Origin of the sequence: Bradyrhizobium sp. BTAi1, from assembly GCF_000015165.1 — a bacterium.
In the GTDB taxonomy this organism is placed as follows: domain Bacteria; phylum Pseudomonadota; class Alphaproteobacteria; order Rhizobiales; family Xanthobacteraceae; genus Bradyrhizobium; species Bradyrhizobium denitrificans.
This window is the reverse complement of the sequence record NC_009485.1, coordinates 971,591-994,103: the sequence shown is the minus strand read 5'-3', so window position 1 is coordinate 994,103 and position 22,513 is coordinate 971,591. Positions and strand designations below refer to the sequence as shown.

21 protein-coding genes are annotated in these 22,513 nt (G+C 65.4%); 7 read left to right on the top strand and 14 right to left on the bottom strand.

The genetic code is table 11. The features are described 5' to 3' along the window. Positions 1-9: 9 nt before the first annotated feature. The 4 genes from BBTA_RS04525 to BBTA_RS04510 form a co-directional block, all read right to left on the bottom strand. The gene (locus BBTA_RS04525; RefSeq protein ID WP_012041263.1) at positions 10-663 is read right to left on the bottom strand and encodes a hypothetical protein; all 654 of its coding nucleotides are present in this window, start codon (positions 661-663) and stop codon (positions 10-12) included. Continuing rightward, entirely contained in the window at positions 663-1,244 is a 582-nt protein-coding gene (locus BBTA_RS04520; RefSeq protein ID WP_012041262.1) for a YqaA family protein, read from the bottom strand. The genes BBTA_RS04525 and BBTA_RS04520 overlap by 1 nt, the downstream gene beginning before the upstream one ends. A gap of 89 nt (positions 1,245-1,333) precedes the next feature. After that, positions 1,334-1,735, bottom strand: a complete 402-nt coding sequence (gene hisE, locus BBTA_RS04515; RefSeq protein WP_012041261.1) for a phosphoribosyl-ATP diphosphatase — start codon at positions 1,733-1,735, stop codon at positions 1,334-1,336. Positions 1,736-1,838: 103 nt separating this feature from the next. Continuing rightward, the gene (locus BBTA_RS04510; protein WP_012041260.1) at positions 1,839-2,249 is read right to left on the bottom strand and encodes a hypothetical protein; all 411 of its coding nucleotides are present in this window, start codon (positions 2,247-2,249) and stop codon (positions 1,839-1,841) included. A 253-nt stretch (positions 2,250-2,502) separates the two neighbouring features. On the opposite strand from BBTA_RS04510, the gene BBTA_RS04505 reads away from it, so the two are divergent. The 5 genes from BBTA_RS04505 (at position 2,503) to BBTA_RS04485 (ending at position 9,577) form a co-directional block, all read left to right on the top strand. Beyond that, complete coding sequence (locus BBTA_RS04505) at positions 2,503-3,552, top strand: ABC transporter substrate-binding protein (RefSeq protein ID WP_012041259.1); 1,050 nt, start codon at positions 2,503-2,505, stop codon at positions 3,550-3,552. Between the two features lie 87 nt (positions 3,553-3,639). Further along, complete coding sequence (locus BBTA_RS04500) at positions 3,640-5,430, top strand: glucan ABC transporter ATP-binding protein/ permease (protein WP_012041258.1); 1,791 nt, start codon at positions 3,640-3,642, stop codon at positions 5,428-5,430. Between the two features lie 174 nt (positions 5,431-5,604). Further along, a complete protein-coding gene (locus BBTA_RS04495; protein ID WP_012041257.1) occupies positions 5,605-7,047 on the top strand; it encodes a D-alanyl-D-alanine carboxypeptidase family protein in 1,443 nt (480 codons plus the stop codon). A gap of 199 nt (positions 7,048-7,246) precedes the next feature. Further along, complete coding sequence (locus BBTA_RS04490; RefSeq protein ID WP_012041256.1) at positions 7,247-8,938, top strand: long-chain fatty acid--CoA ligase; 1,692 nt, start codon at positions 7,247-7,249, stop codon at positions 8,936-8,938. A gap of 153 nt (positions 8,939-9,091) precedes the next feature. Beyond that, on the top strand, positions 9,092-9,577 hold the full coding sequence (locus BBTA_RS04485) for a peroxiredoxin (RefSeq protein ID WP_041750324.1): 486 nt from the start codon (positions 9,092-9,094) through the stop codon (positions 9,575-9,577). Positions 9,578-9,798: 221 nt separating this feature from the next. Here BBTA_RS04485 and rnhA read toward each other — a convergent pair whose 3' ends face one another. From rnhA to ispH, 3 genes are all read right to left on the bottom strand, one after another. Continuing rightward, the gene (rnhA, locus tag BBTA_RS04480) at positions 9,799-10,263 is read right to left on the bottom strand and encodes a ribonuclease HI (protein ID WP_012041254.1); all 465 of its coding nucleotides are present in this window, start codon (positions 10,261-10,263) and stop codon (positions 9,799-9,801) included. Continuing rightward, entirely contained in the window at positions 10,260-11,240 is a 981-nt protein-coding gene (locus tag BBTA_RS04475; protein ID WP_012041253.1) for a homoserine kinase, read from the bottom strand. The genes rnhA and BBTA_RS04475 overlap by 4 nt, the downstream gene beginning before the upstream one ends. Positions 11,241-11,399: 159 nt before the next feature. Further along, positions 11,400-12,368 carry a 4-hydroxy-3-methylbut-2-enyl diphosphate reductase gene (gene ispH / locus BBTA_RS04470; RefSeq protein WP_041750323.1) on the bottom strand — a complete coding sequence of 323 codons (969 nt, stop codon included), beginning with the start codon at positions 12,366-12,368 and terminating at the stop codon, positions 11,400-11,402. Between the two features lie 266 nt (positions 12,369-12,634). On the opposite strand from ispH, the gene BBTA_RS04465 reads away from it, so the two are divergent. Further along, positions 12,635-13,330, top strand: a complete 696-nt coding sequence (locus BBTA_RS04465) for a DUF1013 domain-containing protein (protein WP_012041251.1) — start codon at positions 12,635-12,637, stop codon at positions 13,328-13,330. Positions 13,331-13,613: 283 nt separating this feature from the next. On the opposite strand, the gene BBTA_RS04460 is transcribed toward BBTA_RS04465, so the two are convergent. The 4 genes from BBTA_RS04460 to BBTA_RS04445 all read right to left on the bottom strand — a co-directional run bounded on the left by BBTA_RS04460 (position 13,614) and on the right by BBTA_RS04445 (position 17,917). Next, positions 13,614-14,345, bottom strand: coding sequence for an OmpW family protein (locus BBTA_RS04460; protein WP_012041250.1), 732 nt, complete (start codon positions 14,343-14,345; stop codon positions 13,614-13,616). Positions 14,346-14,527: 182 nt separating this feature from the next. Further along, the gene (locus BBTA_RS04455; RefSeq protein WP_041751219.1) at positions 14,528-14,800 is read right to left on the bottom strand and encodes a hypothetical protein; all 273 of its coding nucleotides are present in this window, start codon (positions 14,798-14,800) and stop codon (positions 14,528-14,530) included. Positions 14,801-15,053: 253 nt separating this feature from the next. Next, a complete protein-coding gene (locus BBTA_RS04450; protein WP_012041247.1) occupies positions 15,054-16,958 on the bottom strand; it encodes a propionyl-CoA synthetase in 1,905 nt (634 codons plus the stop codon). A gap of 242 nt (positions 16,959-17,200) precedes the next feature. Then, positions 17,201-17,917 carry a tetratricopeptide repeat protein gene (locus BBTA_RS04445; protein WP_012041246.1) on the bottom strand — a complete coding sequence of 239 codons (717 nt, stop codon included), beginning with the start codon at positions 17,915-17,917 and terminating at the stop codon, positions 17,201-17,203. A gap of 352 nt (positions 17,918-18,269) precedes the next feature. Here BBTA_RS04445 and BBTA_RS04440 point away from each other — a divergent pair, with 352 nt between their 5' ends. Further along, positions 18,270-19,040, top strand: coding sequence for a hypothetical protein (locus BBTA_RS04440; RefSeq protein ID WP_041750321.1), 771 nt, complete (start codon positions 18,270-18,272; stop codon positions 19,038-19,040). 113 nt (positions 19,041-19,153) lie between these two features. Here BBTA_RS04440 and BBTA_RS04435 read toward each other — a convergent pair whose 3' ends face one another. From BBTA_RS04435 to BBTA_RS04425, 3 genes are read right to left on the bottom strand one after another with little or no spacing between them, the layout of a single operon-like run. After that, a complete protein-coding gene (locus BBTA_RS04435) occupies positions 19,154-19,954 on the bottom strand; it encodes an SDR family NAD(P)-dependent oxidoreductase (RefSeq protein ID WP_012041244.1) in 801 nt (266 codons plus the stop codon). Between the two features lie 20 nt (positions 19,955-19,974). Next, positions 19,975-20,349, bottom strand: coding sequence for a DUF1850 domain-containing protein (locus BBTA_RS04430; RefSeq protein WP_012041243.1), 375 nt, complete (start codon positions 20,347-20,349; stop codon positions 19,975-19,977). Then, positions 20,346-22,439 (bottom strand): TRAP transporter permease, encoded by a 2,094-nt coding sequence (locus BBTA_RS04425; protein WP_012041242.1) that lies wholly within the window; start codon positions 22,437-22,439, stop codon positions 20,346-20,348. Before BBTA_RS04425 ends, BBTA_RS04430 begins: the two co-directional genes overlap by 4 nt. Positions 22,440-22,513 lie beyond the last annotated feature (74 nt).

Sequence of the window (22,513 nt, the reverse complement as noted above, 5' to 3'; positions counted from 1 at the left end):
CGCTGAGGTCTATTGGCACAACGCCGAGGTGACGAACGTATCGGTTCGGCAGTCGCCCGGCTTGCGCTGCCGGCCGGGGATCAGCACCTTGGCCGAGCAGGTCTCTGCGGAATCGGTGTTGAGACTCTTGCCTTCCTTGTGGCCCTTGCTTTGGCAGAGCCGGTCGGCGCCGAGCTTGCAATCCGGCGTGCCGTTGGCGGCCATCGGACAGGCCGCCCGGCCCGAGACCATGCTCGAGGGCTTGGCGAGCCGTGACAGCGCATCGCCGGTCTCTTTCAGGACGCCTGCCGTGCCAGCGTCGCCGTTCGGGACCGCCTGCGGCGCCGGCGGCGCAGCCTGATCGCCGGGAGCGCCGACCTGATCGCTCGCCGAGGCGGGTGGCGTGACGGGCGCATCCGCCGAGGGCTTGAGCGGAATGATCGACATCTTGTCGAACAGCTTGCCGAGCTCTTCGACCAGGCCGGGGTTGGACGGCGGCGGCGCGGGCTCGGCTGAGGGCGTTGGCGACGGCGGAGGCGGCTCGCGCAAACCGGCTGCAGGCGCCGACTGAGCCAAAGCTGACTGAGCCAAAGCCGACGGAGTCCAGGCCAGGGCCGAAAGCGCGATGCCCGGCAGCACAACACCAAGCAGCAGCGTGGCGGCGGCGAGCGGCCCCGATCGCATCAGATCAGTTTGATCGCGACGACAAAGCCCGCGACCAGCACGGCCGCGCCGAGCGCCACCCACAGGCCGAGATGCTTCTCGATGTGCACCCTGATCCATTCGCCATAGCGGTTCAGCAGGATCGCAGCGATGAAGAAGCGGCCGCCACGCGCCACGATCGAGAACAACACAAACAGGAACAGGTTATAGCCCGCGAAGCCTGACGTGATCGTGACGAGCTTGTAGGGGATCGGCGTCAGCCCCTTCAGCAGGATGATGACCGCGCCCCATTCGGCATAAGAGGCACGGAAGGTCTCGACCTTGTCGCCGAGGCCGTAGAGATGGATCAGCCACTGGCCGAGCGAATCGTAGAGGAGTGCGCCGATGGCGTAGCCGACCAAACCGCCCGCCACCGAGGCCGCGGTGCAGACGCCGGCGAACAGCCAGGCGCGCTGCGGCTTGGCCAGCGACATCGGAATCAGCATCACATCCGGCGGTACCGGAAAGAACGAGCTTTCGGCGAAGGCGACCGCAGCCATGATCCAGAGGGCATGCGGCTTGTGCGCGGCGTCGATACACCAATCATAGATACGTCTGAGCATGGTCCGCGATGAAGCAAACCGGGCAGCTTTTGTCTATGGCCGATGTGATGATCCGATCCGCGCCTCGGACCGCCTCTTGCGGACTGGCTCTAATGCCGCTTGCGGATCGTCCGGCCTTCCACCGCGACGATCGGTCGCTCCGGCACCCGTCCCGGCGCCGTCCTGGCAACCTTCACCGGCGATTTCGGCAGCTTCTCGGCGATCCCGAGCAGCCGTTCACGCCGCTCCATCTCTGCCCAGACATCCTCCGGCCGGACGTCGAGTTCGGCCCACAGCACCGTCAGATTGTAGATCAGGTCGGCGCTTTCCCGCACCACGGCCTGGGCGTCGCCGCCGACTGCATCGATCGCGACCTCGATGGCCTCCTCCGCGAGCTTCTTGGCCATTTTGCCGGTGCCCTGCTGCATCAGCTTGGCCGTGCGCGAGCGCGCCGGATCCAGATCCCTGGCCGCCAGCACAGCGCGATAGAGCCGGTCGATCGAATCAGTCATCGCGCCACACTAGTTAAAATCGATGGCCCGTATATTAACGTTTGCCACGAGCATGAAAAAATCCGCCGGCCAGAGCCGGCGGATCGCATCAATCGATCCGACATCACCAATGGGGGTGATGATAATAGCCGCCACCATAGCCACCGTAATAGGGGCCGCCGCCGTAATACTGATAACCCGGCTGGTAGCCGTAATAGGCCGGGCGGCCGTAATAATAGTGGTCCTCGTAATAGGAGCGGCGGTTCTGGGCCGCGGCGATCGCCAGACCCGTGCCGACGATGCCGGCGAAGGCCGCAGCGGCAGCTGCGCCGCCATTGCCACGATAATGCCGCCGGCGCGCGCTGATATCGGTCAGCCCGCCGTCGCTGGCGGTCTTGGCGACGACGCCCTTCTCGCCCGGCGCCGATCCGGCGAAGGCGAGCGTCGGCTGAACGGCCGTCAAAGTGACCGCCGCCACCGTCGCCAGGACGGTAGCACGGCCGAAGCGTGAAACATTTCCGCGCTGTGCGATCATGTGGATTCTCCGTGCGATCGAAATCTCGCAAACCAACTCATTATGTGGGTCCACAGTTCCCCTCTCGAAACCATGAGTCGAAGCCGCAAAACGCCGCAGGGCTTGCTCATGGACCGTTCAGATTCGATCCGACATGATCAGGCGCCGCCGGCCGGAGCGACACGTCACGAAATTGACACATCAGCAGTCCGGCGAAGCGACGTGAATACCGGCGAGACAGTCCGGTGCGGCCTGCGAATACCGGCGTGAGCTGATGCGTATGCGACGACCCGCTTTCCTGCTTACCCTCGCGCTTGTCACGGCGTTTGTCCCTGCATGGCTGTCACAGCAGTACGCCGCGGCCGAGGAGCCCAAGCGGGCGGTCGCCGTCATGTTCGCGCTGGATCGTCCGCTCGATGGCAGCATGGCGCCGCTGGTCCTTGCGGCAAGCCGCGGGCTGTTCAGCACCGTGGGCGTGGCGCTGACGATGACCACGGCCAAAGGCTCGCCCGACGCGATTGCGCGCGTGGCGTCAGGCGACGCCGACATGGCGCTTGCCGACATCAACGAACTGATCCGCTATCGCGACGGCGCCGGCAGCCAGACGGTCAAAGCCGTCTTCGTGCTGTTCAACAAGGCGCCCTATGCGCTGATCGCGCGCAAGAGCCGGGGCATCAACGGGCTCAGCGATATCGAGGGCAAGACGATCGGTGTCGCCGAGGGCGACCTCTCGATCCGGCTCTGGCCGGCGGTCGCGCGGCACAACCATCTCAAGCCCGACAGCGTGAAGCTGTCGCGGGTCGGCGCCGCGGTGCGCGAGCCGATCCTGTCCGCGGGCCAGGTCGATGCCGTCAGCGGCTTCTCGTATCTGTCGGCGATCAATCTGCGCGACCGCGGCGTGCCCGCCGCCGATCTCGCGGTGCTGCGCTTCGCAGACTATGGGTGCGAGGCCTATGGCCACGCGGTGATCGTCAATCCCGGCTTTGCAGCAAGGCAGCCGGAGGCCGTGAAAGGCATGCTGCGGGCGCTGACCGAAGGTCTCCAACTCGCGATCAAGGACCCTGCGGCTGCAGCCGCTGACGTGGTGAGCCGCATGGAGGATGGCTCGCAAGACCTCGAGCTCGAACGGCTGCAGGCCGTGCTCGCCGACAATGTGCTGACATCCGACGTGCGCCGCGACGGCATCGGCGGCATCGACCCCGCCAGGTTCGAGCGCGCCCTCGACCAGCTTGCCGAGGACGGCAAATTTCACAAGCGCCCGCTGCCGGGCGAGATCTTCGACGACCGCTTCCTGCCGCCCACCGACAGCCGCCTGGTCAATTGAGCGCTCGCCGCGATTGCCGATCCCTTGCTAACATCGCGCGCCGCCGGCCGGCGGTGATTCCACCTCTGCTCACGAAGCGCTCCGCCCATGTCCCTGCTCCGCATCTACGCCCGCGTGCTCCACCTGCTTGGCAAGGAGGCGAGGCTCGGCTGGTTTCTGGCGGTCGCCAACCTCGCGCTCGCGGTGGCGCAGTTCGCCGAACCGGTGCTGTTCGGACGCATTGTCGATTCGCTGTCGGGCAGCGCCTCCACCACCACCGCATGGCCGCTGCTCGCAGCCTGGGCCGGCTTCGGCCTGTTCACGATTCTCGCCAGCGCCTGGGTCGCGCTGCAGGCTGACCGGCTCGCCCATCGCCAGCGCCACGCCGTGCTGACGAGCTATTTCGAGCACATCCTGCAGCTGCCGCTGACCTTCCACTCGGGCACGCATTCGGGGCGGCTGATGAAGGTCATGATCAACGGCACCGACGCGCTATGGCATCTATGGCTGTCGTTCTTCCGCGAGCATTTTGCCGCGATCATGTCGGTGATCGTGCTGCTGCCGCTGTCATTGTATCTCAACTGGCGGCTCGCGATCCTGCTGTTCGTGCTCTGCGTCGTCTTCACGGTGCTGACGACGCTGGTCGTGCGCAAGACCTATGGCATGCAGAGCGAGGTCGAGGAGCACTACAGCAACCTGTCGGCCCGCGCCTCCGACGCGCTCGGCAATGTCGCGCTGGTGCAGAGCTTCGTGCGCATCGACGCCGAGGTGCAGGGCCTGCGCAGCGTCGCCGGACAATTGCTGTCGGTGCAGATGCCCGTGCTCGGCTGGTGGGCGCTGGTGACGGTGATCACCCGTGCCTCCACCACCATCACCGTGCTCGCGATCTTCACGCTCGGCATCGCGCTGCATCAGGCCGGGCTGAGCTCGGTGGGCGAAATCGTGATGTTCGTGTCGTTCGCGACCATGCTGATCCAGAAGCTGGAGCAGGTCGTGTCATTCATCAACAACGTGTTCATGGAGGCGCCGCGGCTGGCGGAATTCTTCACCGTGCTCGACGCTGTGCCGGCGGTGCGTGACCGTCCGGACGCGATCGATGTCGGTCGCCTGTCGGGCCTTGTCGAGTTCAACGACGTCTCGTTCTCCTATGACGGCAAGCGCCCGGCGGTCGAGGACCTCACCTTCACCGCGCTGCCCGGCCAGACCATCGCGCTGGTCGGCCCGACAGGCGCCGGCAAATCGACCGCGATCGCGCTGCTGCATCGCGCCTTCGATCCGCAATCCGGCTTCATCAAGATCGACGGCATGGATGTGCGTGGCCTCAAGCTGGCGGCATTGCGCCGGAACATCGGCGTCGTGTTCCAGGAGGCGCTGCTGTTCAACCGCTCGATCCGCGAAAACCTGCTGGTCGGCAAGCCCGACGCGACGGACGAGGAGCTGCGCAGCGCGGCCGCCCGCGCCCAGGCGCTCGACTTCATCGACCGCGCCGAGCAGGGCTTCGATACCAATGCCGGCGAGCGTGGCCGCATGCTCTCGGGCGGCGAGCGCCAGCGGCTGTCGATTGCGCGTGCGCTGTTGAAGGATCCGCCCATCCTGATTCTCGACGAGGCGACCTCGGCGCTCGATGCCGTGACCGAGGCCAAGCTCAACGCGGCGCTCGACGAGGTGATGAAGGACCGCACCACTTTCGTCATCGCGCACCGGCTTTCGACCATTCGCAAGGCGACGCGAATCCTGGTGTTCGAGAACGGACGCGTGATCGAAAGCGGAACGTTCGATGAACTCGTCGCCCAGGGCGGTCACTTCGCGGAACTCGCCAAGGCCCAATTCATGGTGCAAGAAAGCGCACGCTCCGCGCTTGGTGCGAGTGCGAGCGACGGCCCCACCGTCAAGGCCTGATCGCGGGACGCTTTCATCGTGGAATTGAATGGCTCGCCTCTGTTCTGGAGCGTCGAGCCGGTATAGGTTCGCGACCTGCCGCGACCGAAGCGGCGCCGGACACGCTTGAAACCCGAAAGCCCGTTTGCCCACCTCGCAGCGCGAGGCGGGTTCTCAAAGGACCGGACCAGACCAGTGCAGACGCTTCGCCTGTTGTTCCGCTACGCGCCGATCAAGATCATCGCTCTCGCCGCCGCTCTCGTAGTTGCGCCTCGCTTGGCCAACGCAGAGGCGCTGCTGCTCGTCGAAGCCGATACCGGCAAGGTGCTGGAGGCGCAGAACGCGACCTATCCGTGGTATCCGGCTTCCGTCACCAAGCTGATGACAGCCTATGTGACGCTGAAGGCGGTGAAGGAGGGCAAGCTCTCGCTCGACACGCTGGTGACGGTATCGCCCACCGCAGCAGCGCAATCGCCGTCGAAGATGGGATACCGGCCGGGCACGCAGCTTACCGTCGACAACGCGCTGAAGATGATGCTGGTGAAGTCCGCCAACGACATGGCGGTGGTGCTGGCGGAGGGCGTCGGCGGCTCGATCGACGGCTTCTCGGCGATGATGAACGAGACCGCGCAGAAACTCGGCATGACGCAGACGAGCTACGTCAATCCGAACGGCCTGCCGGCCGATGGCCAGATCACCTCGGCCCGCGACCTCGCGATCCTCGCCCGCGCCATCATCCGCGATCTCCCGGAATACGAATATTTCGTGCACATCCCGTCGATCCGCTACGGCCGTCGCGTGGTGCAGAACTTCAACCGGCTGATCGGCCGCTATCCGGGCGCCGACGGCTTCAAGACCGGCTTCATCTGCGCCTCCGGCTACAATCTGGTCGCGTCGGCCACCCGCAACGGCAAGCGCCTGATCGCCGTCGTGCTCGGCGCCTCGTCGGGGCAGATGCGCGGCGTGCGCGCCATCCAGATGCTCGACCGCGGCTTCAACGGCAACCAGCTCGGCTGGCTGAAGGCGCCGCTCGGCAATGTCGAGCAGCTGGTGCCGGTCGATGCCACCCCGCCCAATCTGCGCGACGACATGTGCGGCGGCAAGCGGCACCGGCCCGCAAGCGATGACGACGAGGAGACGGTGGCCGGCGGCGAGGGCGAGACCACGGGCGGGACTCTGCTGGCCGGGCTGCAGGCCCCCGCGCTGAAGCCGTCGGAGATCCTGGCCGCGGCCCCTGCCCCGTCCGAACCGGTTGTGGTCTATACCGGACCGACGCGTACCGGCGCGGCCCTGATCGCAGCCGTCGCGGCCGATGCCGACGCTCAGACCCCGCCCAAGCGCCGCGGCAAGAAGGCGCATGTCGCCGCCGGGAAGGAGGCGAAGTCCGCGACCCGGACCGCCGCCAGGGCCGATTCCAAATCGGATTCCAAGGGTGATACGGGAGCGAAAGCCGGAGCGAAGCGGGATGCAAAAGTGTCCGACGCCAAGCCGGCAGCCGCACACCACGCCGCGTCCAAGCACGAGTCCGGCGCAAAAACGGCGGAAAAGCCTGCCTCGGAGGCGGCATCCAAGCCGGCGAAGCCCAAGGCCGCCGCCAAGCCGAAGAGCGACGGCAAGCCGGCGCCAAAGGACGGCTGATCGCGCGCGGGGCACAGCCGGCCTTGGCCCCGGCCACGATAGCCCCGCTCTCTGCCTCTTTCGTCGATACTTCGGCCGGCTTGCCTTGCCCGGCCGGAGATTAGATATTGGCCGCCAAATGCCCCGGCGCGACCGGGGCGCGGACGCATCACGCGACCAACATCAAGCGACCATAAGAGACGATCAGAGAGGAAGGTTCATGGAGCGCATCTGGCTCAAGCACTACCCGGCCGGCGTTCCCGCCGATATCGATCCCAGCAAATACCAGTCGCTGGTCGAACTGCTGGAAGAGAGCTTCAAGACATTCGCCGACCGCCGCGCCTTCATCTGCATGGACAAGGCGATCAGCTATCGCGAGCTCGACGACATGTCGGTGGCAATGGGCGCCTATCTGCAGGGGCTCGGACTTGCCAAGGGCGCGCGGGTCGCGCTGATGATGCCCAACGTGCTGCAATATCCGATCGCGATCTCAGGCGTGCTGCGGGCCGGCTATGCCGTCGTCAATGTCAACCCGCTGTATACGCCGCGCGAGCTCGAGCATCAGCTCAAGGACTCCGGCGCCGAGGCGATCATCGTGCTGGAGAATTTCGCCCACACGGTGCAGCAGGTGGTCGGCCAGACAAAGGTCAAGCACATCATCATCGCCAGCATGGGCGACCTGCTCGGCTTCAAGGGCGTGATCGTCAATCTCGTCGTCCGCCGGCTGAAGAAGATGGTGCCGGCCTTTTCGCTGCCCGGCGCGGTGCCGTTCAACGATGCGCTCGCCGCCGGCCGCAGCAAGCGGTTTCAGAAGCCCGTGATCGGTCCCGACGACGTCGCCTTCCTGCAATATACCGGCGGCACCACCGGCGTCTCGAAGGGCGCCACATTGCTTCACCGCAACGTGGTCGCCAACGTGCTGCAAAACGACGCCTGGCTGCAGCCGGTGATGGAGCGGCCACCGCATGTCGATCAGCTGCTGATCGTCTGCGCGCTGCCGCTCTATCACATCTTTGCGCTGACCTGCTGCTTCCTGCTCGCGGTGCGCGCCGGCGGCGCCAATCTCCTGATCCCCAATCCGCGCGACATTCCCAGCTTCATCAAGGAGCTGATGAAGTATCAGGTCAACAATTTCCCGGCCGTCAACACGCTCTATAACGGCCTGCTGCATCACCCTGACTTCCGGAAGCTCGACTTCTCCAAGCTCAAGGTCTCCAATGGCGGCGGCATGGCCGTGCAGCGTCCGGTGGCCGAGCAGTGGAAGCAGGTGACGGGCTGCAGCATCGCCGAAGGCTACGGCCTGTCGGAGACCGCGCCGGTCCTGACCTGCAACCTGCCGACCTCGACCGAGTTCACCGGCACGATCGGCCTGCCGCTGCCCTCGACCTGGCTCTCGATCCGTGACGACGACGGCAACGAGGTGCCGCTGGGACAGGCCGGCGAGATCTGTGCGAAGGGTCCGCAGGTGATGGCCGGCTATTGGAATCGTCCTGATGAAACCGCCAAGGTGATGACGGCGGACGGCTTCTTCCGCACCGGCGACATCGGTATCATGGCCGCGGACGGCTCGATCAAGATCGTCGATCGCAAGAAGGACATGATCCTGGTCTCCGGCTTCAACGTCTATCCGAACGAGGTCGAGGAAGTGATCGCGACCCATCCGGGCGTGCTCGAGACCGCGGTGATCGGCCTGCCCGACGAAAAGACTGGAGAGGTCGTCAAGGCGTTCGTCGTCAAGAAGGACCCCGCCCTCACGGCCGAGGACATCGTCAAGCATTGCCACGCGCAATTGACGAACTACAAGGTGCCGAAGCAGATCGAGTTCAGGACGGAGCTGCCGAAGACCAATGTCGGCAAGATCCTGCGCCGCGAGCTGCGTGACGAAAAGAAGAATCCGGCGGCGGCGGCGTGAAGCCGTAGCGCCGGGCCGGCGGCTGTGCGATGACGGATACGTGATCGGGGCGGGCCGTTGCCGTTTCTGGCCCGCCGAATAGTGTAGCGCGCCAAGCGCAAGACACGTCTCCAGACGCGTCACAAGCCACATCCAGGGGAAGGAGTTACTCAAATGACCATTCAGGTAGGCGAAAAGCTGCCACAGGCCCAGTTCCGCGTCATGACCGAGGAAGGCCCGCAGGTCAAAACCACCGACGACATCTTCAAGGGCAAGAAGGTCGCGCTGTTCGCGGTGCCCGGCGCCTATACCGGCACCTGCCACAAGATGCATCTGCCCAGCATCTTCCTCAACGCCTATGCCCTGAAGGGCAAGGGCGTCGACACCATCGCGATCATCTCGGTCAACGACGCCTTCGTGATGAATGCCTGGAAGCGCGACACCGACCAGCGCGACGAGGCCGTGTTCCTGGCCGACGGCAATGCCGACTTCACCAAGGCGATCGGCATGGAGCTCGACGCCTCCGGCCACGGGCTCGGCATTCGCTCCAAGCGCTATTCGATGCTGGTCGAGGACGGCGTGGTCACCAAGCTCAACCTCGAAGCCGCCCCCGGCAAGGTCGAGGTCTCCGGCGGCGACACGCTGCTCGGGCAGCTGTAAGAGCACGGCTATCAGACTGGGGGGCGAGCCGCCCCTCCAACCACGGTCATTCCCCGCGGAGGCGGGGAATCCTGTACGCCGCAGCGTTTCGGTTGAACACGACTGTCAGTGACTACTGGATCGCCCGGTCAAGCCGGGCGATGACAGTTGGGCTTGTCGCGATGACTGATGGGCGTGTCGCAATGAGCTGCTGTGAGCCGATAGCGCCGCCCAACTAACAATCAGCCGCGCACGTTCTTCTGCAGCCTGGCCATCGCCACGCCGTCGCGGGCCAATTGATCGGCGCGCTCGTTCTCGGCGTGGCCGGCGTGGCCCTTGACCCAGTGCCAGTTGACCTTGTGCGGCTTCAGCGCGGCATCGAGCCGCTGCCACAGCTCGGCGTTCTTGACCGGCTTCTTGTCGGCGGTCTTCCAGCCGTTGCGTTTCCAGCCGTGGATCCAGCCGGTAATGCCCTGCCGCACATACTGGCTGTCGGTGTAGAGCTCGACCTGACATGACTTCTTCAGCGCCTCGAGCGCCGAGATCGCGGCCATCAGCTCCATGCGGTTGTTGGTGGTGTGCGGCTCGCCGCCCTTGAGCTCTTTTTCCTTGTCGCCAAAGCGCAGGATCGCGCCCCAGCCGCCGGGCCCGGGATTTCCCGAGCAGGCGCCGTCGGTGTAGATGCTGACGGTGGGAAGCTCGCTCATGCCGTCGCTCCCGAGCCGTCCAGGCCGTAATCGCGCACGCTCGTCACCGCCTGGTGGAAGCGCAGCTTGCGGACATATTCGAGCGGATCCTTCGGCTTCACCAGCGCGCCCGCCGGCACGTTGAGCCAGTCCACCAGCCGCGTCAGCAGGAAGCGGATCGCGGCGCCGCGCGCCAGCAGCGGCAGCGCCGCGAGCTCGGCCTGCGACAGCGGCCGCTCGCGTCCATAGGCATGGAAGAAGGCGCGGGCCTTGGTGACGTTGAGCGAATGATCGGCCTCGAAGCACCACGCGTTCAGGCAGATCGCGACGTCATAGGCGAGGATGTCGTTGCAGGAGAATGGGAAGTCGATCAGGCCCGAGAGCTGGTCGCCGAGGAAGAACACGTTGTCCGGAAACAAATCGGCATGGATGACGCCCTCCGGCAGATCCGTCGGCCAGCTGCGCGCGAGCACGTCGAGCTCGGCCGACAGCAGCGCGGACAGGCCGGCCTGCACGGTGTCGGCGCGGTCGGCGGCCTGGGCGAACAGCGACATCCATCCCGACACCGAGAGCGGATTCTTGCGTACCAGCGGGAAGTCGCGTCCCGCCAGATGCATCCGCGCCAGCGCCGTGCCGACGCCGGCGCAATGCGCGACGTTCGGCTTGCGCGGCCATAGGCCTTCGAGGAAGTTGATGATCGCCGCCGGCCGGCCGGACAGCGTCGAGTAGACGGCGCCGTCGCGGTTGCGCGCCGGCTGCGGACAGCTGACGCCGCGCTCCGCCAGATGCGCCATCAGCCCCAGGAAGTACGGCAGATCGTCCACCGCCACGCGCTTTTCATAGAGCGTGAGGATGAAATAGCCCTTGGTGGTGTGGAGCAGGAAGTTCGAGTTCTCGACGCCTTCGGCGATGCCCTTGTAGGAGAGCAGTTCGCCGATGTCGTAGGTCTTGAGAAAGTCCGCGAGCTCGTCGGCGGCGACGTCGGTATAGACCGCCATACCCTATCCTGATTGTCGAAGTTCGCCCGCACCCGCCTCCCCCGATGCGAACTTCGAGACCAGGGAGGCCCGTTGCGCCCTTCATCGCGCATGCACGCGCCGCGTTCAAGACCGATGCGCCGCGCCGCGGACGGAAAACAACGACCGCCCGCAACGCGCCTATTCGGCCGCCGCTTCCGGCCGCAGCGAGCGCGGCAGCGGGAAGAATTCGTTCTCTTCCGCCGCCGAGACCGTCTCGACATGGAGCACGTAGCGCTCTGCGAAGGCGCCCATGATCTCTTCGACGATCACCTCGGGCGCCGAGGCGCCGGCGGTGATGCCGAGGCTCTTGATGCCTTCGAAGCGCGCCCAGTCGATATCGGAGGCGCGCTGGGCCAGCACCGCAATCGGGCAGCCCTCGCGCTCGGCGACCTCGCGCAGGCGCTGCGAGTTCGACGAGTTCGGCGCGCCGACCACGATCAGGGCGTCGACCACCGGGGCCACCTTCTTGACCGCCAGCTGGCGGTTGGTGGTGGCGTAGCAGATGTCTTCCTTGTGCGGGCCCGAGATGTTCGGGAAACGCCCCTTGAGCACCGACACGATGTCGGCCGTGTCGTCGATCGACAGCGTGGTCTGGGTGACAAAAGCGAGGTTGTTCGGGTCCTTCGGGGTGAAGGTCGCGGCGTCCTCGGCGGTCTCGATCAGGGTCACGGCCCCGGGCGGCAGCTGGCCGACGGTCCCGACCACCTCCGGATGGTGCGAATGGCCGATCAGCAGGATCTCGCGGCCGCGCTTGAAGTGGATCGCCGCCTCGCGGTGGACCTTGGTCACCAGCGGGCAGGTCGCGTCCAGGGAAAAGAAATTGCGCGCCTGGGCCTCGGCCGGAACCGATTTCGGCACGCCATGGGCCGAAAATACCACCGGTGCATTGGTATTGTCGGGGATCTCGGCCAGTTCCTCGACGAAAATGGCGCCCTTGGTCTTCAGGCTGTCGACGACGTATTTATTGTGCACGATCTCGTGGCGGACATAGACCGGGGCGCCATAGATGGCGAGCGCCCGCTCCACGGTGTCGATGGCGCGCACGACGCCGGCGCAGAAGCCGCGCGGCGAGCAAAGCACGATTTTGAGGTCTGGTTTGGCTGCCATGGGCTGATCTTCGGGCCTGATCTGTGCGGCTTGAGCGGCGACCGGATCACCCCAGGGCCGACAGGCGGGGCGGCCGAGACGTCACGGCTTTGCGCTAGAACTTGTTTGGGTAGGACTTGGGACTGCTTTCGAGCGCTGTCAAGGCCGTTTTCGTCAGGCCATTGCGCGCCGCCCCCCGGACGGCTTATATAGGGCCAATTCCCGTCATCGCCGATGACCGCAGGTTTCGCCTCCAGGGCCGGGGCGGAGCACAAAGGAGATTTGCCATGAGCAACGCCCCGCTGATGCCGAAGGCAACTGCCGTGTGGCTGGTCGACAATACCGCTTTGACCTTCGACCAGGTCGCCGATTTTACCAAGATGCACCCGCTGGAGGTGCGCGCGATCGCCGACGGCGACGCGGCCCAGGGCATCAAGGGCATGGACCCGATCTCGACCGGCCAGCTTACCCGCGAAGAGATCGAAAAGGGCGAGCGTGACCCGAATTACCGTCTGAGATTGCAGGAAAGCAAGGTCGTGCTGCCGCCGCAGCCCAAGCGCAAGGGGCCACGCTACACCCCGGTGTCGCGCCGCCATGAGCGCCCGAGCGCGATCCTCTGGCTGGTGCGGAACCATCCCGAGCTCAAGGATGCGCAGATCATGCGGCTGGTCGGCACCACCAAGACCACCATCGCCAGCGTGCGTGACCGCACCCATTGGAATGCGCAGACCCTGACGCCGATGGACCCGGTGACGCTCGGCCTGTGCTCGCAGATCGAGCTCGACTTCGAAGTGCAGCGCGCCGCCAAGGAACGGCCGCTCGACGCCAATTACAGCGGCGCCACCCTGCTGCCGGCCTCCGAAACCACCCGCAAGGACGAATACGAGCCGGAGGGCCGCGATCAGGACGATCTCAACGTCGACGCCGTGTTCGCCAAGCTCAAGACCATCGGCGGCAAGAAGCCCGACGAAGACGAGGAGTAGGACGGCCGCCCACCGTCCCCGGCTCGATCTGCTCTCGATCTCGATCCGGACACCGGTGCGCGGGACGATCCCCGGTGTCGTCCCGGACAAGCCCATCGACCCGCAGCGGCGGTGGGCGCAGATCCGGGATCCATAACCACCGAATTCAATGAGCCCCCCGAACGGGCCGCCTGCCCGTTTCGGACATCACGCGGAGGAGTCCCGGCACCGCGTGCGCAATTCCTCCAAAAAAATGGCGCCGGGAATGCCGGCGCCATGGCAGTCTTGGGAGGAACGCGACAAATCAGAACTTGTAGGTGACGCCGGCGCCGACCAGCCAGGGATCGATGTTGGCGCGGCCAGTGATCGGAATGGCGCCGTTGACGGTGGCCGAGTAGTTCGGCTGCAGCCACAGCTTCTTGACGTCGACGTTCAGGCCCCAATGCTTGTCGAGCATGTAGTCGAAGCCGAACTGGACAGCTGCGCCCCATTGGTTCGAGATATGCAGGTTGGTCACTGCAAGACCATTGAACACCTGGTTCGAAGCGCTCTGGTTGAAGAACACCGTGTAGTTCACGCCGGCGCCGATATAGGGCTTGAAGGCACCGAAATCGGTGAAGTGGTATTGCAGCGTGAGCGTCGGCGGCAGCAGCCAGGCCTTGCCGATATTCAGTCCGTCCAGCGTGCCGGTGCCGCTGATCGAATGACGGGTGACGCCGAGGATCAGCTCGGCCGCGATGTTCTTGGTGAAGAAGTAGCTGATGTCGAGTTCCGGCACGACCTGGTTGGAGATCTTCAGGCCGGAATTCGGCGACGACAGCGCTGGCACGCCGGTGACGTTCACGGTGGAGCCGCCCGCGTCCGGCAGCACGCCGAGGGCGCGGACGCGGATCATCCAGGGATTCCAGGCCTCGACCACCGGCGCCTTGGTGTAGACCGGCGCCGCCTGCAGGTCCGCTGCTTGCGCCGAGCCCATCGCTCCGCAGACCGCCGCCAGCACCAGCAGCGACGACGAAAATTTGAATGTTCTGTTCATCGAGGTCCCCATAGCCACGCTTGAGCTACACTTGCGCGCTCAAAACCGCGCGTTGTGGCCACAGATGTGGCGGGATGACATTCGATTGGATTTGATCTCGATCAATCGGTGCGGTTGCAGCGCCGAAGTCGCACGACTGTTGCACCGATGTCACGCGCCATGAGAGGCGCTTGCAGTCACGCTCAGCGCCGGTCGGGATGATTCAGCATGTATTCGCCGAGATCGCGCTGCCGGCGATCGGCGCGCGCCTCGGCCCGCTGCCGCTGCACGTCGCGGTCCTTGCGGCAGGCGACATATTCGGCCGAGCCGGGCGCAACCTTGCCGCCGGCCTGGCAGACCGCATCGTCGTCGTCATTGCCGAGCGCCACCGCAGCCCCCTGATTGCGGGCGGCACAGCCGGCAAGCGCCAGCGCGGCCATCAACACTAGGGCCAAACGGGCAGAGGTCTGTCGCATCGAACGTTCCATTCTCGTCAATCAGGCGAAGCCGTTGCTTGACGACAATGGACGCCCGGGTCAAGTCCGGGGGCGCGTATGTCGAGGCGCATCCTACGCCAGGCCATACCAGAGCATCGCCGCATGCGGCGTTTCCGGCCATGGCCGGCGCGCCGACACAGCATCGCATGGTTCATGTTCTGGGTACGACTTTGTTCCTCACCCTCAGGAGCCCGCCGGAGGCGGGCGTCTCGATGGGCCGCAAAGAACGACGCTAGACCCGGCTCTTCAGCGCCTCTCCGATCTCCTCGAGCACCTTGGGATCCTCGATCGTGGCCGGCATGCTCCATTGCTCGCCGTCGGCGATCTTCTTGATCGTGCCGCGCAGGATCTTGCCGGAGCGCGTCTTCGGCAGCCGGCCGACGGTGATCGCGAGCTTGAACGCCGCGACCGGGCCGAGCTTGTCGCGCACCAGCGCCACGATCTCCTTTTCGATCTGCGACGGGCTGCGCGAGACGCCGGCCTTGAGCACGATGAAGCCGCAGGGCACCTCGCCCTTGATCGCGTCCTTGATGCCGAGCACGGCGCATTCGGCGACATCGGGATGCGAGGCCAGGATCTCCTCCATGCCGCCGGTCGAAAGCCGGTGGCCGGCGACATTGATGATGTCGTCGGTCCGGCCCATGACGAAGACATAGCCGTCCTCGTCCTTGTAGCCGGCGTCGGAGGTCTTGTAGTAGCCGGGGAACTCGCTGAGATAGGACTCCTTGAAGCGATCCTCCTGCTGCCACAGCGTCGGCAGGCAGCCCGGCGGCATCGGCAGCTTGATCACGATCGAGCCCATGGTGTTGGCGGGCACGGGCTTCGCCGCCTCGTCGACGATGTCAACCTGATAGCCCGGCATCGGCACGGTCGGCGAGCCGTGCTTGACCGGCAGCAGGCCAAGGCCGACCGGATTACCGGCGATGCACCAGCCGGTCTCGGTCTGCCACCAATGATCGATCACCGGCACTTTGAGCTGCTGCTCGGCCCATTCCACCGTCGGCGGGTCGGCGCGCTCGCCGGCCAGAAACAGCGTGCGGAACTGCGACAGATCGTATTTGCGCAGCAAGGTGCCTTCGGGATCCTCCTTGCGGATGGCTCGGAAGGCCGTGGGCGCGGTGAACAGCGCGACCGCCTTGTGGTCGCTGATGACGCGCCAGAATGCGCCGGCATCGGGCGTGCCGACCGGCTTGCCCTCATACATCACCGAGGTCGCGCCATGGATCAGCGGGCCGTAGATGATGTAGCTGTGGCCGACCACCCAGCCGATGTCGGAGCCGCACCACCACACCTCGCCCGGCTTGATGCCGTAGAGATTCTCCATCGACCATTTCAACGCGACCAGGTGCCCGCCATTGTCGCGCACCACGCCTTTCGGCTTGCCGGTCGTGCCGGACGTGTACAGAATGTAGAGGGGATCGGTCGCGAGCACGGGCACGCAAGGCGCGAGCTTGCCATTGGCAAGCGCGGATTTGCGCAGCGCCGCCCAATCATAATCGCGGCCGGGCTTGAGCTCGCAGACATGCTCGGGCCGCTGCAGGATGATGCAGGCCTGCGGCCGCTTGTCCGCAAGCTCGATCGCCTGGTCGAGCAGCGGCTTGTACTGCACGATGCGGCCCGGCTCGATGCCGCAACTCGCCGACAACACGAGCTTCGGGGTGGCGTCATCGATGCGGGTCGCAAGCTCCTTCGCCGCGAAGCCGCCGAACACCACCGAATGCACCGCGCCGATGCGCGCGCAAGCGAGCATCGCGACCATCGCCTCCGGCACCATCGGCATATAGAGGATGACGCGATCGCCCTTGGCCACCCCGAAATCCTGCATGATCGCAGCCAGCGTCTGCACCTCCTTCAGCATCTCGGCATAAGTGAGCCGGGTGACAGAGTTGGTGAGCGGCGAATCATGGATCAGCGCCAACTGCTCGCCGCGACCGGCGGCGACGTGGCGATCGAGCGCGTTATAGCAGGTGTTGACGACGGCGCCGGCAAACCAGCGGCCATAGGCGCCGCTCGAGGGATCGAAGATCTTTTTGGCCGGCTCGATCCAGTCGATCGCGCGGGCGGCCTCGGCCCAGAATCCCTCCGGGTCCCGCACCGACCTGGCATGGACCTCGTAATAGCGGCTCGCAGCGCTCATGACGTTTCCCCAAGATCTGTGTTTATTCCCGACTATTGTCCGGGACAAAGCGACAGTTCAAGCCGTCATGAATTGATCCAGATCAGGAGCCACTGTGGTACCGGCCATTTTCTGGCACGGATCCATGCGCTGTGTCGCGCAGCGTGTCCAAACGGCGCTGCAGGGCTAGACGAAGGTCGTAGCCGGGCTTGCCGAACCGCGCGTTCCGCTCGGCGATGAAATCGCGCTGCTCCGGCCGCTGGTCAATAGCCGTCGACGCCGTTCAATCGTCGCAGGCGATCCTGCATCTCCTTCTTGAGGTCGTAGCCGGGTCGGCCGAAGCCGACATTGCGGCGGGCGATGAATGCGTCCTGCTCTTGCTGCAGGGCCCGTGCCGCGGCCGGCTGCACAGCTTCGCGCATGATCCGTGTCTGCGCGCCGTCGATCTCGCGATCGAGATTGGCAAGCTCGGGATCGGCGCAGATCGCCTTCTCGACCGCACGGCGCGCGGTCGCGCAGTTGAAGCTCGGCCGGCCGGCCACAGCCAGCTGGGCGCCGAGACGCTCGAGCTCGATGGCGAGCGCATGATAGTTGCTGCGGGCGCTGGCATGATCCGGATTGAGTCGCAGCGCGGCGGCGAAGTCAGCCAGGGCTTTCGGACGGTTGCCCTTCTTGCGATACAGCTCGCCACGCGCATTCAGGATGTCGGCGAGCGTCGGATCCAGCTGCAGCGCGACGTCGTAATCGGCGATGGCGCGATCCGGCTCGCCCTTGGTGATGAAGATCGATGCCCTCGCGATCAGCGCGTTGATACGATCGGCCCGAGCCGCCTTGGCATTATCGATCAACGCGCCGCATTCTGTCAGCACCTTGTCGGCGTCATGCGCCTCCGATGCAGCCATGCAGGCACCGGGGTCCACCACCGGCTCCTTGCCGGGTTCGGCCGCGCCGATCGCATGAAGCGGCGAGGTCAGCAGCATTGCCAAGCCGACGAGCGCAACCAGACGCCTCACATCTGCGCGGCAACTAACGGCACATCGCCAGGCGGATCCGGACAGAGCAGCTGCTTTTCTCATCGCATATATCATCCAGACATCGCGGGCGGAGCCTCATTGATCCCGCGGGCTGCTCAACTATACAGACGCCGTTTCGGTACGATAGTCCTTCACGCGTCGCACAGACGGCCTGCGGCCGCATTCCGATTTGCCGCGAACAGGCAACTGACATGCGCCTGATGATTTCGCAAGTTCCTGCGAGGGCGCAGCGGATCAGGCCAGCCCGTCATGACGATCCGCGTTTGAACCTGTCGCGCCGCACGCAGACTCAACCTCCATGACTATCATGACAGACCATTCGCGCGCACGCGGCGCCATCGCGTCCCCTGCGCGCTCTTTTTATTTCAACATGTCCCTGGCCTGCATGGCCACGGCGTTTCTCGGCTTTGCACCGACCTACTGGCTGCCGCTGGCGCGCGGTTCGTTCTCCGGCGCGCCCGTGGTTCACTTCCACGGCTTCCTGTTCTTCACCTGGACCCTGTACTTCACGTTCCAGAGCGGGCTGGCCGCTTCGGGACGCAAGGCATGGCACCGCTCGCTCGGCATTTTCGGCGTGTCGCTCGCCACGGCCATGACGATCTTCGGCTTCCTCGTTGCGGTGGAGGCCATGAAGCGGTCCGCCGCGATCGGACAGGCCAATGAAGGCATCGCCTTTGCCATCGTGCCGCTCAGCGGCATTGCGTTCTTCGCGGTCGTGTTCGCGCTCGCGGTGATGCAGGCGCGGCGGCCGGAAACGCACAAGCGGCTGATGCTGCTCGCGGGCATCTCGCTGCTCGATGCCGCGGTGGCGCGCTGGTTTCTGACCTTCCTGGCACCGCCCGGCCCGCTCGGCCCGCCGCCGGTGTTCGTGACCATCCCGCCAGCCTTCGTTGCCTATCTGCTGCTCGTCGTCGCCATCATCTACGATCGCCGCACATTCGGACGGGTTCATCCGGTCTATGTCTATGGCGGCCTTGCGCTGATCGCGGTGAAGCTCCTGAACTGGCCGATCAGCATGACGTCGACGTGGCATGCGATCGGCGGCAGTATCCTGGCGATGGCGCAGTAGCGCAACCGATCAACCCTCGTCATTGCGAGGAGCCGAAGGCGACGAAGCCATCCAGGGCTCCGCGGATGCCCTGGATGGCCTCGCTTCGCAATGACGGAGGAGCTATCGAAAGATCAGCTCCGGCAGGTCAGTCCGCCGTCGACGACCAGCGTGATCCCCGTGACGTAGCGCGATTCGTCGGAGGCGAGGAACAGGGCGGCGTTGGCGACGTCGAAGGCGTCGCCCATATGCCCCATCGGCACCTGTGCGTCGCGCTTCTTCCACATCTCCTCGACGTCGCCTTTGGCATAGCTCGCGGCGAGGCCGGCGGAATGTTCGACCATCGGCGTCTTCATCAGCCCGGGCAGGATCGCATTCACACGGACATGCCTCGGCGCGAACTCGACCGCGGTGGTGCGCGTCATCTGGTTCATCGCCGCCTTGCTCGCGCCGTAGCTGACATAGGAAATGCCGACCTGCCGGATCGAGGCCACCGAGGAGATGTTGATGATCGAGCCGCCGCCCTGGCCGATCATCACGGGAATGACGTGCTTCATGGCAAAATAAGCGCTCTTGAGATTGACCGCGAAGACGCGGTCCCACTCAGCCTCCTCGACATCGACGACGCTGCCCATCTCGGCGATCCCGACATTGTTGTCGAGCACGTCGATGCGGCCAAAGGCTGCAAGGCAAGCCTTCACCATGGCCTCGACCTCGGCAGCTTTCGACACGTCGGCGGTGAACGCCTCGGCCTGACCGCCTTCGCCTGAAATGATCGACGCCGTCTCCGCCGCCGCGTCTCCGTTGCGGTCGACGCAGAACACTTTCGCGCCCTGCCGCGCGAAGGTCACCGCGGTCGCCTTGCCGTTGCCCCAGCCCGGTCCGATCGAGCCGGCGCCCACCACCATCGCCACCTTGCCCTTGAGCCGATCCATCGCGTTCTCCCGCCTGTTTGTTATTGGTTGCAGGCGCTCATCGTAATGGTCGCGGCGCCGATGTCATGATCGAAGATTTCCGACAGCGTCCGGCACTGCCCCTCGGTGCAGATCCGCCATTCCCCCGCAGCGCCGGAATTGGCGAGCACGATCCGCGACAGCGGCTCGCGATCGACCTGCCACTCAAACCAGCCGTCGACCAGCCGTGCCCCAGGCGGAGGCTCCATGCCGGCGCCGGAGCCCTTGACCCGCGCCTGTACCAGTTGGAGGCCATCGCCGGTGACGCGCCAGTCCTCCTGCCATGCGGTCTTCTCGACCGAATGGGTCCAGGCCAACGTGAAGCCGGCGAGGGCCAGGGCCTTGACGACGCCGGCTGACGCGAGACAGAGACTCAAGCTGAGACCACCACGGCCGCAGGCGGCCGCTGCCGCCACTGCCACGCGACGATCGCCACGGCCAGGACGAAGCCCAGCACGTCGCTATAGGGGAATTCGCCGAGCAGACAGACCGATGCGACGAAGGACAGCAGACGCTCGATCACGGTCATGCGCGTGAACAAAAAGCCGATCGCGACCATGCCGAACAGGCCGATCGAGACCAGGGCCTTGACGCCGGCATAGGCCACCGCGCCGAGAAAGCCGAGTTGCGCCTCCATCGGGTCGCCGGCCTGCAGCATCAGCGCCGGCGAGTAGACGAAGATGAAGGGAATGACGTAGCCGGCCAGCGCGATCCGCATCGCCTCCCAGCCGATCTTGTCCGGGTTCTCCTTGGCGATCGGCGCGGCGGCCAGCGCCGCCAGCGCCACCGGCGGCGAGAGGTCGGCCATGATCCCGTAGTAGAACGCGAACATGTGGCTGGCGATCAGCGGCACGCCGAGCTTGGCGAGCGCGGGCGCCGCCAGCGCCGCGGTGATGATGTAGGTCGGGATGGTCGGAATGCCCGTGCCGAGCAGGATCGACAGCAGCATGGTCATGATCAGCGCCGCGAACAGGCTGGTCTTGCCGAGGCCGATCACCCAGCTGCCGAAGATCGAGCCGACGCCGGTCTGGGTCATCATGCCGATGATGACGCCGACGATGGCGCAGGCCATGCCGACGGTCAGCGCCGACTTGGCGCTTTCGGCGAGCGAGTCGCGGCACGCATGCAAGGTCGCCATGCCGCCGCGCACGAAGCCGGTGATCACGACGAGCGCGACGACCACGGAGGCGACCGGCACGATCTGCAGCCCGTTGCGCGACAGCGCGCCGACCACGAGCGCCAGCCCGATCCAGAACACGTAGCGCAGCACCTGGTTGGAGAAGCCCATCGTGATCGAGGTGCCCAGGATCAGCGCCACCGTCAGCGCCAGTCCCATGGAGCCGGCATAGAGCGGCGTGAAGCCCTCGAACAGCATGTAGACCAGTGCGGCCAGCGGCAGCACGAGATACCAGCGGGCGACCAGCGCCTTCCACGCGCTCGGGATCTCCGACGGCTTCATACCGGTCAGGCCATGCTTGCCGGCCTCCAGATGCACCATCCAGAACGCCGAGGCGAAATACAGGATGGCCGGGATCACGGCGGCCTTGACGATCACCGAATAGTCGACGCCGAGAGTCTCGGCCATGATGAAGGCCACCGCGCCCATCACCGGCGGCATGATCTGGCCGCCCATCGAGGCCGTGGCCTCGACGCCGGCAGCGAAGGCGCGGCGGTAGCCGAACCGGATCATCAGCGGAATCGTGAACTGGCCGACAGTGACGACATTGGCGACGCCGGAGCCGGAGATCGTGCCCATCATGCCCGAGGCGAACACCGCAACCTTGGCCGGACCGCCCCGCGTGCGCCCGAACAGGCCAAGCGAGACGTCGGTGAACAGCTGAATCATACCGGCATGTTCGAGGAACGATCCGAACAGGATGAACAGGAAGATGTAGGTGGCCGAGACGTAGATCGGCACGCCGTAGAAGCCCTCGGTGCCGAACGACAGATGGGTAATGACCTGATCGAAATCATAGCCGCGATGGTTGAGCGGCGCCGGCAGATACTGGCCGAAGAACCAGTACAACAGGCAGGCGCCGCACATCAGCGGCAGTGCCAGACCCATCAGGCGACGGGTGCCCTCGAAAATCAGCACGGCGAGCAAGGTTCCGACCACGAGGTCGGCGCGGGTCGGATCGCCGTCACGCGCGATCAGATCGGCGTAGAAGATCCACTGGTAAAGTCCGCAACTGAAGCCGATGGCGCCGATGGCCCAGCCGGCGATGCGTCCGGCATCGGTCTTGGCGGTGAAATTGCCGATCAGGCCGAAGGTGAGCAGCAGCAGGAAGCCGACATGGACGCCGCGCACCACCTGGCTCGGCAGATAATTGAAGGCGGCGACATAGAGCTGGAACAGTGCGAAAGCGAGGCCGATGCCGTAAGCGAGATAGCCCCAGCGGCCGGGGCCGAATCCCTCCGGAAAGCCGTGTTCGAAATTGTCGAACTCGACCTTCACAGGCGTTTCCATGTTCACGGCTTCGATCGTCATGATCCCCCCAGCGCCCCGTCAGGCGCTGCTGACCATGGCCGCAACCACCTGAA